The organism is Streptomyces sp. NPDC034049 (genome assembly GCF_055575575.1).
This window is the reverse complement of record NZ_JBVISJ010000006.1, coordinates 178,962-192,839: the sequence shown is the minus strand read 5'-3', so window position 1 is coordinate 192,839 and position 13,878 is coordinate 178,962. Positions and strand designations below refer to the sequence as shown.

The 13,878-nt window shown below is 71.9% G+C and carries 15 protein-coding genes, 6 tRNA genes and 1 pseudogene; 13 read left to right on the top strand and 9 right to left on the bottom strand.

Going from position 1 to position 13,878, the window contains the following annotated elements; all coding sequences use genetic code 11:
- Nucleotides 1-62 precede the first annotated feature (62 nt).
- Entirely contained in the window at nt 63-1,295 is a 1,233-nt protein-coding gene (gene cobA / locus ACZ52C_RS19635; protein WP_469075913.1) for a uroporphyrinogen-III C-methyltransferase, read from the top strand.
- 105 nt (nt 1,296-1,400) lie between these two features.
- Nucleotides 1,401-2,219: a TrmH family RNA methyltransferase gene (locus ACZ52C_RS19630; protein ID WP_469075912.1), complete on the top strand. Its 819-nt coding sequence runs from the start codon at nt 1,401-1,403 to the stop codon at nt 2,217-2,219.
- Between the two features lie 115 nt (nt 2,220-2,334).
- Here the strand turns inward: ACZ52C_RS19630 and ACZ52C_RS19625 are convergent, their stop codons facing one another.
- Nucleotides 2,335-3,654 carry a serine/threonine-protein kinase gene (locus ACZ52C_RS19625; protein WP_469076151.1) on the bottom strand — a complete coding sequence of 440 codons (1,320 nt, stop codon included), beginning with the start codon at nt 3,652-3,654 and terminating at the stop codon, nt 2,335-2,337.
- 196 nt (nt 3,655-3,850) lie between these two features.
- Here ACZ52C_RS19625 and ACZ52C_RS19620 point away from each other — a divergent pair.
- From ACZ52C_RS19620 to ACZ52C_RS19605, 4 genes and pseudogenes are all read left to right on the top strand, one after another.
- Nucleotides 3,851-4,125 (top strand): annotated as a pseudogene (locus tag ACZ52C_RS19620) (hypothetical protein).
- Between the two features lie 256 nt (nt 4,126-4,381).
- Nucleotides 4,382-4,582 (top strand): hypothetical protein, encoded by a 201-nt coding sequence (locus tag ACZ52C_RS19615; protein WP_319105857.1) that lies wholly within the window; start codon nt 4,382-4,384, stop codon nt 4,580-4,582.
- A 339-nt stretch (nt 4,583-4,921) separates the two neighbouring features.
- The gene (locus tag ACZ52C_RS19610; RefSeq protein ID WP_469075911.1) at nt 4,922-5,875 is read left to right on the top strand and encodes a phosphotransferase family protein; all 954 of its coding nucleotides are present in this window, start codon (nt 4,922-4,924) and stop codon (nt 5,873-5,875) included.
- Nucleotides 5,876-5,962: 87 nt separating this feature from the next.
- Nucleotides 5,963-6,274 (top strand): TFIIB-type zinc ribbon-containing protein, encoded by a 312-nt coding sequence (locus tag ACZ52C_RS19605; protein WP_184898708.1) that lies wholly within the window; start codon nt 5,963-5,965, stop codon nt 6,272-6,274.
- A gap of 80 nt (nt 6,275-6,354) precedes the next feature.
- Here ACZ52C_RS19605 and ACZ52C_RS19600 read toward each other — a convergent pair.
- The 5 genes from ACZ52C_RS19600 to ACZ52C_RS19580 form a co-directional block, all read right to left on the bottom strand.
- A tRNA-Val gene (locus ACZ52C_RS19600) sits at nt 6,355-6,426 on the bottom strand.
- Between the two features lie 34 nt (nt 6,427-6,460).
- Nucleotides 6,461-6,532: transfer RNA gene (locus ACZ52C_RS19595), tRNA-Val, on the bottom strand.
- A 41-nt stretch (nt 6,533-6,573) separates the two neighbouring features.
- Nucleotides 6,574-6,645 (bottom strand) — tRNA-Val (locus tag ACZ52C_RS19590).
- Between the two features lies 1 nt (nt 6,646).
- Nucleotides 6,647-6,720, bottom strand: a tRNA-Cys gene (locus ACZ52C_RS19585).
- A 40-nt stretch (nt 6,721-6,760) separates the two neighbouring features.
- A tRNA-Gly gene (locus tag ACZ52C_RS19580) sits at nt 6,761-6,833 on the bottom strand.
- A 157-nt stretch (nt 6,834-6,990) separates the two neighbouring features.
- Here ACZ52C_RS19580 and ACZ52C_RS19575 point away from each other — a divergent pair.
- The 3 genes from ACZ52C_RS19575 to ACZ52C_RS19565 all read left to right on the top strand — a co-directional run bounded on the left by ACZ52C_RS19575 (nt 6,991) and on the right by ACZ52C_RS19565 (nt 9,742).
- On the top strand, nt 6,991-8,034 hold the full coding sequence (locus ACZ52C_RS19575) for a chorismate-binding protein (protein WP_469075910.1): 1,044 nt from the start codon (nt 6,991-6,993) through the stop codon (nt 8,032-8,034).
- Nucleotides 8,031-8,852, top strand: coding sequence for an aminotransferase class IV (locus tag ACZ52C_RS19570; RefSeq protein ID WP_469075909.1), 822 nt, complete (start codon nt 8,031-8,033; stop codon nt 8,850-8,852). Before ACZ52C_RS19575 ends, ACZ52C_RS19570 begins: the two co-directional genes overlap by 4 nt.
- A 65-nt stretch (nt 8,853-8,917) precedes the next feature.
- The gene (locus tag ACZ52C_RS19565; protein ID WP_469075908.1) at nt 8,918-9,742 is read left to right on the top strand and encodes a GNAT family N-acetyltransferase; all 825 of its coding nucleotides are present in this window, start codon (nt 8,918-8,920) and stop codon (nt 9,740-9,742) included.
- Between the two features lie 210 nt (nt 9,743-9,952).
- On the opposite strand, the gene ACZ52C_RS19560 is transcribed toward ACZ52C_RS19565, so the two are convergent.
- Nucleotides 9,953-10,471, bottom strand: coding sequence for a DsbA family protein (locus ACZ52C_RS19560; protein WP_469075907.1), 519 nt, complete (start codon nt 10,469-10,471; stop codon nt 9,953-9,955).
- A 158-nt stretch (nt 10,472-10,629) separates the two neighbouring features.
- On the opposite strand from ACZ52C_RS19560, the gene ACZ52C_RS19555 reads away from it, so the two are divergent.
- Nucleotides 10,630-11,085, top strand: coding sequence for a hypothetical protein (locus ACZ52C_RS19555; protein WP_469075906.1), 456 nt, complete (start codon nt 10,630-10,632; stop codon nt 11,083-11,085).
- Between the two features lie 250 nt (nt 11,086-11,335).
- Nucleotides 11,336-11,488 carry a hypothetical protein gene (locus tag ACZ52C_RS19550; protein ID WP_013004980.1) on the top strand — a complete coding sequence of 51 codons (153 nt, stop codon included), beginning with the start codon at nt 11,336-11,338 and terminating at the stop codon, nt 11,486-11,488.
- 102 nt (nt 11,489-11,590) lie between these two features.
- On the opposite strand, the gene ACZ52C_RS19545 is transcribed toward ACZ52C_RS19550, so the two are convergent.
- Together ACZ52C_RS19545 and ACZ52C_RS19540 are read right to left on the bottom strand one after the other, a co-directional pair.
- Nucleotides 11,591-12,151 carry a CGNR zinc finger domain-containing protein gene (locus ACZ52C_RS19545; protein ID WP_469075905.1) on the bottom strand — a complete coding sequence of 187 codons (561 nt, stop codon included), beginning with the start codon at nt 12,149-12,151 and terminating at the stop codon, nt 11,591-11,593.
- Nucleotides 12,152-12,459: 308 nt separating this feature from the next.
- On the bottom strand, nt 12,460-12,873 hold the full coding sequence (locus tag ACZ52C_RS19540; RefSeq protein WP_004002642.1) for an SsgA family sporulation/cell division regulator: 414 nt from the start codon (nt 12,871-12,873) through the stop codon (nt 12,460-12,462).
- A 191-nt stretch (nt 12,874-13,064) separates the two neighbouring features.
- On the opposite strand from ACZ52C_RS19540, the gene ACZ52C_RS19535 reads away from it, so the two are divergent.
- Nucleotides 13,065-13,544, top strand: coding sequence for a TIGR02611 family protein (locus tag ACZ52C_RS19535; protein WP_469076150.1), 480 nt, complete (start codon nt 13,065-13,067; stop codon nt 13,542-13,544).
- Nucleotides 13,545-13,622: 78 nt separating this feature from the next.
- Nucleotides 13,623-13,694: transfer RNA gene (locus tag ACZ52C_RS19530), tRNA-Val, on the top strand.
- Nucleotides 13,695-13,878: the final 184 nt, after the last annotated feature.

Below are 13,878 nucleotides of genomic sequence, written 5' to 3'. Positions count from 1 at the left end.
GGCCTACTCCAAAGCCGCAGTGGCCCGCCTCGCACGCCGCCAGCCCGAGGAGCCGCACCCTCATGGCCGAACACCCCGCCTACCCCGTAGGCCTCCGCCTCGCCGGCCGCCGAGTGGTCGTCATCGGCGGCGGCCAGGTCGCCCAACGCCGTCTGCCCGCCCTCATCGCGGCCGGTGCCGACATCGTCCTCGTCTCGCCGAGCGCGACACCCTCCGTGGAGGCGATGGTGGACGCGGGCGAGCTGACCTGGGAGAAGCGCCGCTACGCGGAGGGCGACCTCGCCGAGGCCTGGTACGTCCTGATCGCCACCGGCGACCCGGCGGCCAACGCCCGCGCCTCCGCCGAGGCGGAGCGCCACCGCATCTGGTGCGTACGCTCCGACAGCGCCGAGGAGGCCACCGCCTGGACCCCGGCGACCGGTCACAGCGAGGGTGTCACCGTCGCCGTCCTGACCGCCCGCGCCGAGGGCCGCGACCCCCGCCACACCGCCGCCATCCGTGACGCGGTCGTCGAGGGCCTGCGCGACGGAACCCTCGTCGCCCCCCACCACCGCACCCGCACCCCCGGCGTCTCCCTCGTCGGCGGTGGCCCCGGCGACCCGGACCTGATCACCGTGCGCGGCCGCCGCCTCCTCGCCGAGGCCGACGTCGTCATCGCGGACCGCCTCGGCCCCCGCGACCTCCTCGCCGAACTCCCGCCGCACGTCGAGGTGATCGACGCGGCGAAGATCCCGTACGGCCGCTTCATGGCGCAGGAGGCCATCAACAACGCGCTGATCGAACACGCGAAGCAGGGCAAGTCGGTCGTCCGCCTCAAGGGCGGTGACCCGTACGTCTTCGGTCGCGGCATGGAGGAGCTCCAGGCCCTCGCCGAGGCCGGCATCCCCTGCACGGTCGTCCCCGGCATCTCCAGCTCGATCTCCGTCCCGAGCGCGGCCGGCATCCCGGTCACCCACCGGGGCGTCGCCCATGAGTTCACCGTGGTCAGCGGCCATGTGGCCCCCGACGACGAGCGCTCCCTGGTGGACTGGCCCGCCCTCGCCCGCCTCACCGGCACCCTGGTGATCCTCATGGGCGTCGACAAGATCGGCCGGATCGCCGAGACCCTGGTGGCGCACGGCAAGTCCCCGGACACCCCCGTCGCCCTGATCCAGGAGGGCACCACGGCCGCCCAGCGCCGGGTCGACGCGACCCTCGCCACGGTCGCCGAGACCGTGCGGACCAGGGGGGTCAAGCCGCCGGCGGTCATCGTCATCGGCGAGGTGGTGAAGGTGGGGCCCGGGACCGAGGAGTGACCCCGGGAATCGACCCGGACTCTGGCGGAGCGGAACCGTAACCACTGGTAACCCAACCCGTCCCCAGCCGTTGGCACCACACCCAGGACAAGGCAGTATCACCCTGTGGCCGATCTCATCACCGTTGAGGACCCCGACGACCCGCGCCTGCGCGACTACACCGGCCTGACCGACGTGGAGCTGCGCCGCAGGCGCGAACCCGCCGAGGGCCTGTTCATCGCCGAGGGCGAGAAGGTCATCAGACGGGCCAAGGAAGCCGGCTACGAGATGCGCTCGATGCTGCTCTCCGCCAAGTGGGTCGACGTCATGCGCGACGTCATCGACGAACTCCCGGCCCCCGTCTACGCGGTCAGCCCCGAGCTGGCCGAACAGGTCACCGGCTACCACGTCCACCGGGGCGCCCTCGCCTCCATGCAGCGCAAGCCCCTGCCGACGGCCGACCAGCTCCTGGGCGCCGCCCGCCGCGTCGTGATCATGGAGTCGGTCAACGACCACACCAACATCGGCGCGATCTTCCGCTCGGCCGCCGCCCTCGGCATGGACGCGGTCCTGCTCTCCCCGGACTGCGCCGACCCGCTCTACCGCCGTAGCGTCAAGGTCTCCATGGGCGCGGTCTTCTCCGTCCCGTACGCCCGTCTCGACACCTGGCCCAAGGGCCTCGACGCCGTGCGCGACGCCGGCTTCACGCTCCTCGCGCTCACCCCGGACGAGAAGGCGAAGTCACTCGACGAGACCGCCCCGCACCGTATGGACCGCGTGGCCCTCATGCTCGGCGCCGAGGGCGACGGCCTCTCGACCAAGGCCCTGGTGGCCGCAGACGAATGGGTCCGCATCCCGATGGCCCACGGAGTCGACTCCCTCAACGTGGGCGCGGCGGCGGCCGTGGCCTTCTACGCGGTGGCGACGGGCCGCCCGGCCCCGTAACCGGGGAGCCCCGTAAGGGGCGCGGGGAACTGCGCGGCCGGCCCCCGGAATCCCGCGGTGAAAAACGAAGAAGCGGTCCCGAGCTCCATTTTCCGCCCTTGCCGCAGACCGACCGTCAGTCGCCGCGCAACTCCACAACCGCCCGCTCCGGCCGGAGGCCGTCCCCGCCGAGCCCCCGCGACGGCCCCTGACACCCCTGCGCCGTGGCGATCCCGAGCGCGGCCAACAAGGTCACCACGACGAACACGAACAGCCGCTGCCGCAGCAAGCGGGGGTTGGCGGGCCGCCGCCCCGTTCCGTTGGTCCTGGGCCCCGACCGCCCCGCACCACTGCGCGGAGCGGGCCGCTTCCCCGACCCCGAGGTGTTGCGGGCGGGCACGGGCCGCGCCCCCGGCCGGGAACCGCCCCCGGTCCGCGCACCACTGCCCCCACCGGTCCGGGCGCCGCCCCCGGTGCGGGGCAACGGCGTACCCGCCGCACCCGGCTGGGCCCGACGCGTCTCCGGCGGCTGCCGCAGCGTCCGCTGCTCGACGTACTGCTCCGCGAGCCGTCCCGAGGGCCGGTCCGGATCGCCGCGCGGCGCGGGCGGCCGGACATCGGCCAGCCCCTGTGCCTCGCGCGCGGCGATCTCCTTGAGCCGCAGGGACAGTTGGAGGGTGCTGGGCCGCTCGTCGGGGTCCTTCGCCAGACAGGCGCGGACGAGCGGGGCGAGCGCGTCGGGCACCCCGCGCAGCTGCGGCTCCTCGTGCACCACCCGGTAGAGCATGACTTCCGAACTGCCCTGTCCGAAGGGCGAGTCGGAGGTCGCCGCGTAGGCGAGGGTGGCCCCGAGGGAGAACACGTCCGTGGCCGGTGTGACCGCGGCCCCGCGCACCTGCTCGGGCGCGAGGAACCCGGGCGACCCCACGGCCGTGCCGACATGGGTCAGGGTGGAGGCCCCGGTCGCCCACGCGATGCCGAAGTCGATGATCCGCGGCCCCTTCGGGGACAGCAGGATGTTGGACGGCTTCAGATCCCGGTGCACGACCCCGGCCTCGTGCACGGCCACGAGTCCCTCGGAGAGGGCGGCGCCGACGGCGGCCACGTCGGCGGCCGACATGGGCCCCTCCTCGGCGACCTTGTCGTGCAGCGAGGGCCCCGGTACGTACTGCGTGGCGAACCACGGACGGTCCGCCTCCAGATCGGCGGCGACCAGCCGGGCGGTGCACCCGCCCCTGATCCGCCGCGCCGCCGACACCTCGCGCGCGAACCGCGACCGGAACTCCTGGTCCTCCGCCAGATCCGGCCGGATCACCTTGAGCGCGACGCGCTGTCCGCGCCGGTCGGAGCCCAGGTAGACGACGCCCATTCCGCCCGCGCCGAGCCGTCTGTGGATCCTGAACGAGCCGACGACGCGCGGGTCCTCGCGCCTCAGGCGCATCATCGCCATGTTCATCCCCGCTGCCCGTTCCGTCTGACGAGCCACAGCTTACGTTTCCACGGCCGGGCGTGCGCAGAGGCCGCGCCCTCACGACCCGATCGATTGTCAGTGCCGGGTGGGCAACTTGAGGGGTGGTCAGGGAACAGGAGTTCGGGCCGGTGTTGGGCTGCCTCTGATCCCAACCGCCCACCACAGTAGGGGGATTGAACCCGTGAAGGGTGACCGCGTGGAGATAGTCGTCGACGCCGGGGACGCGACGCGCACCTACGAGGTGATCGCGAGCAGGGCGGGCCGCCGGGTGGAGACGGCGGTGCGCCGAGGCGTAGTGGAAGTGAGCGAAGTCACCCTCCCCCACGCTCGGCTTCGCTCGCGCGGGGGGACCCCATCGGCTCGGTCGTACGGACGGCCAGGTTCATGGCGAACAGGGTCCTGGCCCTCGTCGAACAGCCGGTGCCCCGCGAGGACGGCTCGGAGCGAACGGCGTGACAACAGGGGGCAGACCGGACGTCCCCTCGGGGAAGACCCCGAGACCTAGGACCCCGTCTCCACCCTGGGGAGTACGCCGCAGGTCACCGCTCATCCTCGGGGAGGCCCGGCAATCGGTACGAGGGCATGACGACCCGCACCCGCCGCGCGCCTAGATTTGAGGTCAAGCGGCGGGTGCAGCACTCGTCCCCCGAGGTCAGGCACTCGCCGCTGCCAACGTCGACGCAAGACCGACAAGAAGGTCAGAGGAGGGACCATGGCCCACACGGCACCGCGGCCCGCGATCCGCACACGGGAGCGCAGGACGTTCACCGCCGACCGCCGTCCGGGTCGTCGCCACCCCTTGGTCGCGACCGCGATGGTCCTCCCTCTGGCGGCCCTGCTCGTGTACGCCTTCGGCGGCTGGGAAGCAGTGGTCACACAGGCGTCGTCCGTGGGTGTGATGCTGGGGCGCTGAGCGGCGACCCCAGGCCCGGAAGAGCGGTCCGGGCGGGGACATCCATCCATGAAACCCCGTGGGGACGGGGGTGCGGCGGACGGCAGATAGACGCCCGCGCAGCTGGGGAGCTGCGCGGGCGTTGTCGTGCCCACCGCCACCCCCTCCGGCCGCGCTCCCTTCGTCCCCCTGCTGCGGGCAATCGTGCCGCTGGGGCGGCACGGGTGGGCGCAGGCGGCACCTCGTCACCGCCGAGCAGCGGAACCTCCCCCAGGTCCACCCCGCAGCGAGGCGCACCCGAAACGTAGGCTCGACGCCAGCGCCGTACGACACCGGCCGTACGCCCACGCAGGGGGACCCATGAGCACCACCACCGACACAGACCCCGCCGTACTCCCCGCCCTCAAGGCGAAACTGCGCGGTACGGCTCACCCCGGATCCACCCCATGCGCCCACCCCGACACGGTCCTCGCCGAACGCGCCGACGGCACGGTCGTCCGTCACGCGGACACGGTCGCCAAGGCACACGCCCCCGACACGGACCTCACCCGGCTGGCACTCCGCCTGACCGTCGCCGCCTCCCACCCCGAGATCCTCCTGGCACCCCTCGACACCACGCCCACCCCCCTCCACGGCCGCCTCGTCACGTTCTGGCCGTACGGCACCCCGGTCGACCCCGAGGCCCCGGAGGCCGCCCCCTGGGAGGAGGCCGCCACCCTCCTGGCCCGCCTCCACCGACAGACCCCGCCCCCCGGTCTGCCGCCCATGCGTGGCCCGGCCAAGGCTGCCCGGGCCGTCGCCCGCCTCGAAGCCGCGGCACCCGACCACCCCGCCTCGGCCTCGATACTCCGCGCCTGGCGCACCCTCCCCGCCTGGGCCAGGTCCGAGGCCCCCATGCCGGACACGACCACCGTCTGCCACGGCGATCTGCACCTCGGCCAACTGGTCCGTCACCCCGCGACCACCGGCCCCTGGCGCCTCATCGACGTCGACGACCTCGGGGTGGGCGTCCCCGCCTGGGACCTCGCCCGCCCGGCCGCCTGGTACGCCTGTGGCCTGCTGCACCCCGACGAATGGATCCGCTTCCTCACCGCGTACCGGACGGCCGGCGGCCCCGCGGTCCCCCCACACGGCGACCCCTGGCCGTCACTGGACGTGCCGGCCCGCGCGCTCACCGTGCAGACCGCGGCCCTGGCGATCGCGAAGTCCACCGCCGCCGGACACCCCCTCGACGAAGCGCAGCAGTCCGTTGTGGACGCATGTGACCGAATGGGAAGCATCCCACCGGAGTTGGTGGGGCCTTTCCCGAAGTAGGGTGCAACCGACCGTCGCCGGACAGTGTCTGTCCAGGCGTAACGCGAAGCAGGACCGAACGGCGAGGAGTTGAGCCGAACCATGCACATGCAGTGTCCGAAGTGCCATGCGCCGATGCACACCTACAACCGCAGTGGCGTACAGATCGAGCAGTGCAGCGGCTGCCGCGGGATCTTCCTCGACTACGGCGAGCTGGAGGCACTGACCCGCCTGGAGGGCCAGTGGGCCGGCGGCCCCGGCGTGCCCCCGCCGCCGGCCGCCCCGCAGTACCCGGCGGGCGGCGGCCACAACGCCCCGGCCTGGGGCGCTCCGCACGGCGGTCACCATGGTGGGCACCACGGCGGCCACCACGGGGGTCACCACAACCGAGGCTTCGGCCACATGCTCTTCTCCAGCTGAGGCGCGCGGGGCGCACCCGCGCCCTCCGCTCACACGACGAAGCCCCCGACCGTACGAGACGGCCGGGGGCTCGGTGCGTGTGGACGATACTGGGATTGAACCAGTGACCTCTTCCGTGTCAGGGAAGCGCTCTCCCGCTGAGCTAATCGTCCTCGGGATCACAGCCCGGGGGCTGTGGATCTTGCGTGCGCGATACTGGGATTGAACCAGTGACCTCTTCCGTGTCAGGGAAGCGCTCTCCCGCTGAGCTAATCGCGCGGGGGTGAAGCCGTACGGCTCCAGAAGCCCTCAGGCCTCAGTGGACGATACTGGGATTGAACCAGTGACCTCTTCCGTGTCAGGGAAGCGCTCTCCCGCTGAGCTAATCGTCCTTGGAGGTGGAGACGGGATTTGAACCCGTGTAGACGGCTTTGCAGGCCGTTGCCTCGCCTCTCGGCCACTCCACCAGGAGTGCGGGGGGTCGGGAAGATCCCCCACGTTCCTGCGAGCGGACGACCAGGTTCGAACTGGCGACCTCAACCTTGGCAAGGTTGCGCTCTACCAACTGAGCTACGTCCGCTTGTCGTTTCCGTTTCGCTCTCGCGTCCCGGCGACGAGTTGAACTCTAGCGGATTCCGGTGCCAGTACAAAAACGCGTTTGTGCAGCGTGCTGCGGTGCGTCCAGTCCGGGACCCGGCCGGGCCCGCCCGCAGGGCACCCGTCCTAGACTCGACTGCGTGCCCGACCTCCCTCCGCTCGCTCGCTTCGGCAACCTCGTGGCCACCGGTCTCACCGATGTGACCAGCGACGCCGCCGCCCTGGACTCCTCCGGCTTCTGGGCCGTGTGCGCGGACTACGAGGGCGGTCTGGTGTGCGCGCGCTTCAGTGACGTACGTCGCGAGCCCGCGCCCGCCCCCGTGCCGGGGGAGTGGCGCGGGCCGTGCCCCGACGACTGGACGTCCTCGCTCGACCGCGCCGCGTACACGGCGGGCGTACGCCGGATCCGCGAGCACATCGCCGCCGGCGAGGTGTACCAGGCGAATCTCTGCCGGGTCCTGTCCGCGCCCGTCGCGCCGGATGCCGACGTGGACGCCCTGACCGCGCTGCTGGCCCGCGGGAACCCGGCCCCCTATGCAGGAACGATTCGCCTCCCGGATCACGGCGTCGAGATCGCCACCGCCTCCCCGGAGCTGTTCCTGCGCCGCGACGGCCGGATCGTCGCGTCGGGACCGATCAAGGGCACCGGACGCACCGAGGCGGACCTGCTGGAGAAGGACTACGCCGAGAACGTGATGATCGTCGACCTGGTCCGCAACGACATCGGACAGGTCTGCGCCACCGGGTCGGTGACCGTGCCCGACCTGTGCGTCGTCGAGAAGCATCCGGGGCTGGTCCACCTGGTGTCGACGGTGCGCGGTGAGCTGCGGGACGGCACCGGCTGGCCCGGACTGCTGGCCGCCGCCTTCCCGCCCGGCTCCGTCACCGGGGCGCCCAAGTCGAGCGCCCTGCGGATCATCGACGCCCTCGAGACCGCCCCGCGCGGCCCGTACTGCGGCGGCGTCGGCTGGGTCGACGCCGACCGGGACACCGCGGAGCTGGCCGTCGGCATCCGCACCTTCTGGATCGACCGGGCGGCGGGCGAACTGCGCTTCGGCACCGGGGCGGGCATCACCTGGGGGTCGGACCCCGAGGCGGAATGGCGCGAGACCGAGCTGAAGGCCGCCCGGCTGCTCGCGGTAGCGTCGGGGACGTACGAGGCGAGTGGGAGGACCCTCACGTGAAGATCTGGCTCGACGGCGGACTGCAGGACATCGACTCCGCCCGTGTCTCCGTACTCGATCACGGGCTGACCGTGGGCGACGGCGTCTTCGAGACCGTGAAGACGGTCGAGGGCCGGCCGTTCGCGCTGACCCGTCACCTCGACCGGCTGACCCTCTCGGCACGCGGACTCGGCCTGCCCGAGCCCGACCTCGACGAGGTGCGCCGCGCCTGTCACGCCGTACTGGAGGCCGAGCCGGTCGCGCTCGGCCGGCTGCGCATCACCTACACCGGTGGCCTCTCCCCGCTCGGCTCCGACCGCGGCGACCACGGCCCTACCCTCGTCGTCGCCCTCGGCGAGACCGTCCGGCGGGCCGACTCCACCGCCGCTATCACCGTCCCCTGGACCCGCAACGAGCGCGGCGCCCTCACCGGCCTGAAGACCACCTCGTACGCGGAGAACGTCGTCGCCCTGGCCCGCGCCCACGAACAGGGCGCCACCGAGGCGCTGTTCGCCAACACGGTGGGGCAGCTCTGCGAGGGCACGGGCTCCAATGTCTTCGTCGTCCTCGACGGGGAGATCCACACCCCGCCGGTCGCCTCCGGCTGCCTCGCGGGCATCACGCGTGCCCTCGTCGTCGAGTGGACCGGCGCCCGCGAGACCGACCTGCCGCTCGACGTCCTGGACCGCGCCGACGAGGTCTTCCTGACGTCGAGCCTGCGCGACGTGCAGTCGGTGCACCGCGTCGACGCCCGCGACCTGTCGGCCACCCCGGGCCCGGTGACGGCCAAGGCGATGCGCGTCTTCGACGAGCGGTCCGGCGACGACCTGGATCCGTGATCCGGCTCGCGATCGCTGGAGATATTGGGCAGACTCCACGCCCCGCGGCGGGTAGAACACCCCTGATGACCACCACCCTGCGGCCCATCGAGCCGCTTCAGCACGCCGCCGACGGGACCCGCTCGCGCCGCTACCAGGTGTGTGTCAACAGCCGCCCGGTCGGCGAGATACACCTCGGCACGCGCCCCGACCCCGGGTCGACGGCCGCGCGGATCCTCGATCTGCGGATCGACGAACCGGACCGGCGACGCGGCCGGGCCACCGTGGCGGCACTCGCCGCCGAGGAGGTGGCCCGGGGCTGGGGCTGCCGGCGGATCGAGGTGTCCGTCCCGGCCGGCGCCGAGCCCGCCCTGCGGCTGGCCCAGACGCTCGGCTACGTCCTGCGCAACCGGGGCATGAGCAAGGCCCTCGACGGCACCCCGCCCGAACTGCCCGAGGGCAGCAGGGGCCGGCCCATGACCGAGGCCGAGTACGGACCGTGGAAGGAGGCCGGGCTGGAGGGCTACGCCCAGGACTGGATCACCCGTGGCATGCCGGAGGCGGAGGCGTACGCGAAGGCCGCGCTGGACTACGAGCGCTGTCTCCCGCAGGGGGTGGCCTCCGCGAACAACCTGTGCAGCGTGCTGGAGCACGAGGGCACGAGGGTCGGCACCCTGTGGCTGTGGCTGACGGACGACAGGGCTTTCGTCTACGACGTCGAGGTGGACACCGCCCACCGGGGCAGGGGACACGGCCGCACCCTCATGCTGCTGGCCGAGACCCAGGCGATCTCGGCGGGGAAGCCGGCCATCGCGCTCAACGTCTTCGCGGGCAACTTCCGGGCCGAATGTCTCTACGAGTCCCTCGGCTACGAGACGACCGCCCACCACCTCGCCAAGCCGCTGCTCTGAGGCTGCGGGGCGAGGGGGCTGTCGGCGGCTGGGGGCTGCCATGGGCTGAGGCCGGCTGCTGAGGTTCGTGGCTTCGGGGCCCGGTCGGCGGAGCCGATGGTGGCCGGGCACCACCGGCCGTCGGTTGCCCACGGAAGCCGGGCAGGACCGGCCGCCGGGAGCCCACGGAACCGGGCAGGACCGGCCGCCGGCCGCCGACGGCCCCGCAGGTCAGGCGTGCTCGGCCAGCAGCCGGTCGGCGATCTCCTCGATCCGCTCGCGCAGACCCTCCTGGCTCTTGCCGCCGTCGAGACGCTCGCCGCCGATGACGTACGTCGGCGTGCCGGTCACGCCGATCGCCTTGCCCTCGGCCTGGTCGGCGTCGACGATCAGGATGTGCCGGCCGTCGATCAGCGCCGTGTCGAACTCCTCGGCGTCCAGACCCAGTTCACGGGCCGCCTCCACCAGGAACGGCTCCCCGGTCCGGCCCAGCTCCTCGACCCGGCCGAGCACCGCTTCGACGTACGGCCACGCCTGCCCCTGCTCCGCGGCCTCCTCGGCGGCCTGCGCGGCGGCGAAGGCGTGCTTGTGCTTCTCCAGCGGGAAGTGCCGCAGCCGCACGTCGAGCCGGTCGCCGTAACGGGCCCGCAGCGCGCGGATGTCGTCGAGGGCGCTGCGGCAGTCGGGACAATGGAGTTCGCACCAGACGTCCAGGACGACGGCGGACGGCACGGGGGTGGAGTCGCTCATGGGACCAGTCTTCCAGCTTCCCGGGCGGGGCCCGGACCCCGAGACGACCCGGAGATGTCCCTGAGGTCTCCCCGGACCATGGCATATCGGACGCGTGGCGGTGCAGGATGGAAGGGACGCAACGCGAACGCCCGACCGAGCACCGCCTGGAGGACCGGATGATTGCCGAGACAGTCTGTGCCGCCGTCTCAGCGGCAGGCCTGGGCATCGCCGCGATCACGGCGTACCGGAAGCGGTTCCTCAGGGCGACCCGTATCGCGGCCTACTCGCTCGTGCCGCTCGGTCTGGTGATGACCGGGGTGGTCGAGTGGCTGGCCGACACCGCGTTCAGCCCGACCGCGTGGGCCGGTTTCGGTGTGCTCGGCGCCGCCTGGTTCCTGTTCATGACCACCCGCGCCGTGGAGCGGCGCCGTGGGGTCACCGGCAAGGAGCGCAAGGAGGCCAAGGCGTCCCGTACCGAGGCGATAGCCCCGGCGGCCTCGGCCCCCTCGCTGGGCCAGGGTGCACGGCCGGCGGCCCGTCCGGCGGCGGCACCTCGGGCGGCGGGCTCCGGTGCGTCCGGCGCGGACGACTTCAGCGACATCGAGGCGATCCTGAAGAAGCACGGCATCTGACCCGCGGCCACTGACCCACGGGATCCGGCCCACGGGATCCGGCCCACGGGATCCGGCCCACGGGTGTCCGATCACGGCGGCACGGCCTCCGAGCCCTCCGAAGCTCCCGGACTGAAACGACACAGAAGGTCGGCCGACCGCGCCGAAGTGATCACGTTCGTTCCCTCCGGTGTGGATATTGGCGAACTCTCCGTCAATCCGGGTGGGTTGATCGCGCGGAGGGCCTCCGCTGCGTCATCATCGCGGCGAGATGCTGGACACAACACAGAGCGACACCGTCGCCCCACCGGAGGAGCGGCGAGGTTGTCTCTTCGCGCTCTCCCAGCCACCGCTGATGATCTTCCTAGCGGTGATCGGCTGCCTGCTGCTCATGGCGTCACTGCACGACCTGCTGATGCTGTGAGCTGTAAACGGAGCCCCTGACGTCACCCGTCGAGGGCTCCGTCAGCCCCCGTACGCGCCCCCGGGCCGGTGCGGTCGGCGAGATGCCGGACCGGCGTCCCGCTCAGCCCGCCGCCTCCTTGCGGCGTGCCCGGTAGGCGGCCACATGCAGGCGGTTGCCGCAGGTGCGGCTGTCGCAGTAGCGGCGCGAGCGGTTGCGGGAGAGGTCCACGAAGGCCCGACGGCAGTCGGGCGCCTCACAGCGGCGCAGCCGCTCCTGCTCCCCGGCGACCACGAAGAAGGCGAGCGCCATGCCGCAGTCGGCGGAGAGGTGGTCGGTCAGCGACGCGCCGGGCGCGAAGTAGTGCACGTGCCAGTCGTAGCCGTCGTGATCGGTGAGGCGGGGTGTGGTGCCCGCGGCGGCGACCAGCTCGTTGATGACCGAGGCGGCCACGGCCGCGTCGGGGGCGGCGAAGACCTCGGCGAACCGGCCACGGATCTTGCGCACCGCCGCGAGGTCGAACTCCGACAGCACTCCGACATCGCTGATGTCGTGCCTGCGTACGAAGTCGGCGAGCGCCGCGACAGTCGCGAGCCCGTCGGTCGCCGTGTCGTTCTCCGGCGCGGTGTTCACCAGATCGACCACGGCGTCTAGGGAACACCGGGTGTCGTGGGTGATCAGCACGTTTCGCTCCCTGGCCTGCGAGGGTCGGGCGGGCGCCCGCCGATGCTGGCCGATGGTAATGGCTCGGCACGGCGGCTGACCGGTGTGGACCGTCCTGGAGCACCCCTGGAGCGCCCCTGTACAGGCGGAACGGGCCAGGGGCCCGATTGGTGCCCGGGCCCGCTACGGGTGGCCACGCACGGCGACGCCGCCGCGCGGAGGTCCGCGACGACGGCGTCGTCTGGTCGGCCTGAAGCCGTATTCGGTTGTCCGGGCCCGAGCCGTCTCCCCGAGTGGACGGCGCCGGGCGGCTCTGTGAACCTCGCTCCCTAGCTTTCCGCCAGGATGTGCGAGAGCTCCTGATCGAGGTCGAAGTGCCGGTGTTCCGTGCCGGGCGGCACGGCGGCGTCTGTGCGCTTCAGGAAGGACTCCAGGGCTCGCGCCGGGGCTTCGAGGAGGGCCTCGCCCTCCGGAGAGCTCAGGGCGATGCACACGACGCCCTGACCGTGACTGCGCGACGGCCAGACACGGACGTCACCGGTGCCGGTGGGCCGGTGCAGGCCCTCGGCGAGGAGGTCGCGGGCGAACACCCATTCGACCGTTTCCTCTGCACCGGTGTGGAAGGTGGCGTGCACGGCGTAGGGATCGGCCGTGTCATACCGCAGTCCCGCGGGAACGGGCAGTGAGGACTCGCTCGACACAACGAGGCGCAGGTGCAGCTCGCAGCTGACCGTGGTGTTCATAAGCGCCAAGGCCTTTCGCTCAGTGTGCGCTCGGGGATTCGCACGTCGGCGAAATCGACATGCCACCTACGGTGCCGTTGTAAACCCCTCTGGGAGTTTTGCGTCGCTTTTGGTAGCTCATCCGGCCGAGACCGTCTTCTGTAGGTTCGGCCATTCCGGTGACGGGTTTCTCTCCGGTAGGGTTTGGCCGTATGGATACGGGGAGTTACGGAACGGGGGAGGTCGCCGCGGCGGCCGACGGTACGAAGCGTGACATCGACGTAGCGAACAGTGAGGCCGATGTGGCCAAGGATGAAGCGCCGCTCGGATCTCGTGCGCCGGAGTTCGTCAAAGCGCGGCGGATGCTGCACCTGAGCTGGCAGGTGGCCATCTTCGTCGTCGGTCTGGCGGTCGTGGTCGCGGGCGTGATCATGCTTCCCCTGCCCGGTCCCGGATGGGTCGTGATCTTCGGCGGCATGGCGATCTGGGCGACCGAGTTCGTCTGGGCCCAGCTGGTGCTCCGCTGGACCAAGCGAAAGGTCACCGAGGCCACCCAGCGCGCCCTCGACCCCAAGGTGCGGCGACGCAACATCATTCTGACGTCGATCGGCCTGGTGATCGTGGCCGGCCTCGTCGGTTTCTATGTCTGGAAGTTCGGCTTCGAGATGCCCTGGAACATCAAGAACCAGTGAGCCCCACCGGGACGGCGCCGGGATTCCAGGTGTGGTCGGGGGCACCCCCTGACATGGGGTAATGTTCTTCCTGCGTCCGGGCGATTAGCTCAGTGGGAGAGCGCTTCGTTCACACCGAAGAGGTCACTGGTTCGAACCCAGTATCGCCCACCGGATGATGCGGCCCGGTCCACGGAAACGTGGACCGGGCCGTTTTTCGTGGTGCCGCAGCGAGGCTGTTCGGCGTGGCGGCCCGGGTCGCTCGCCGCTTCCGCGGTGAGGGTGCTGCCGCCCGTGGCCTGCGAGGGTGCGCCGCGGAGGTGACGCCTCGGGTGCGTTCTTCATCTGGCCGGAT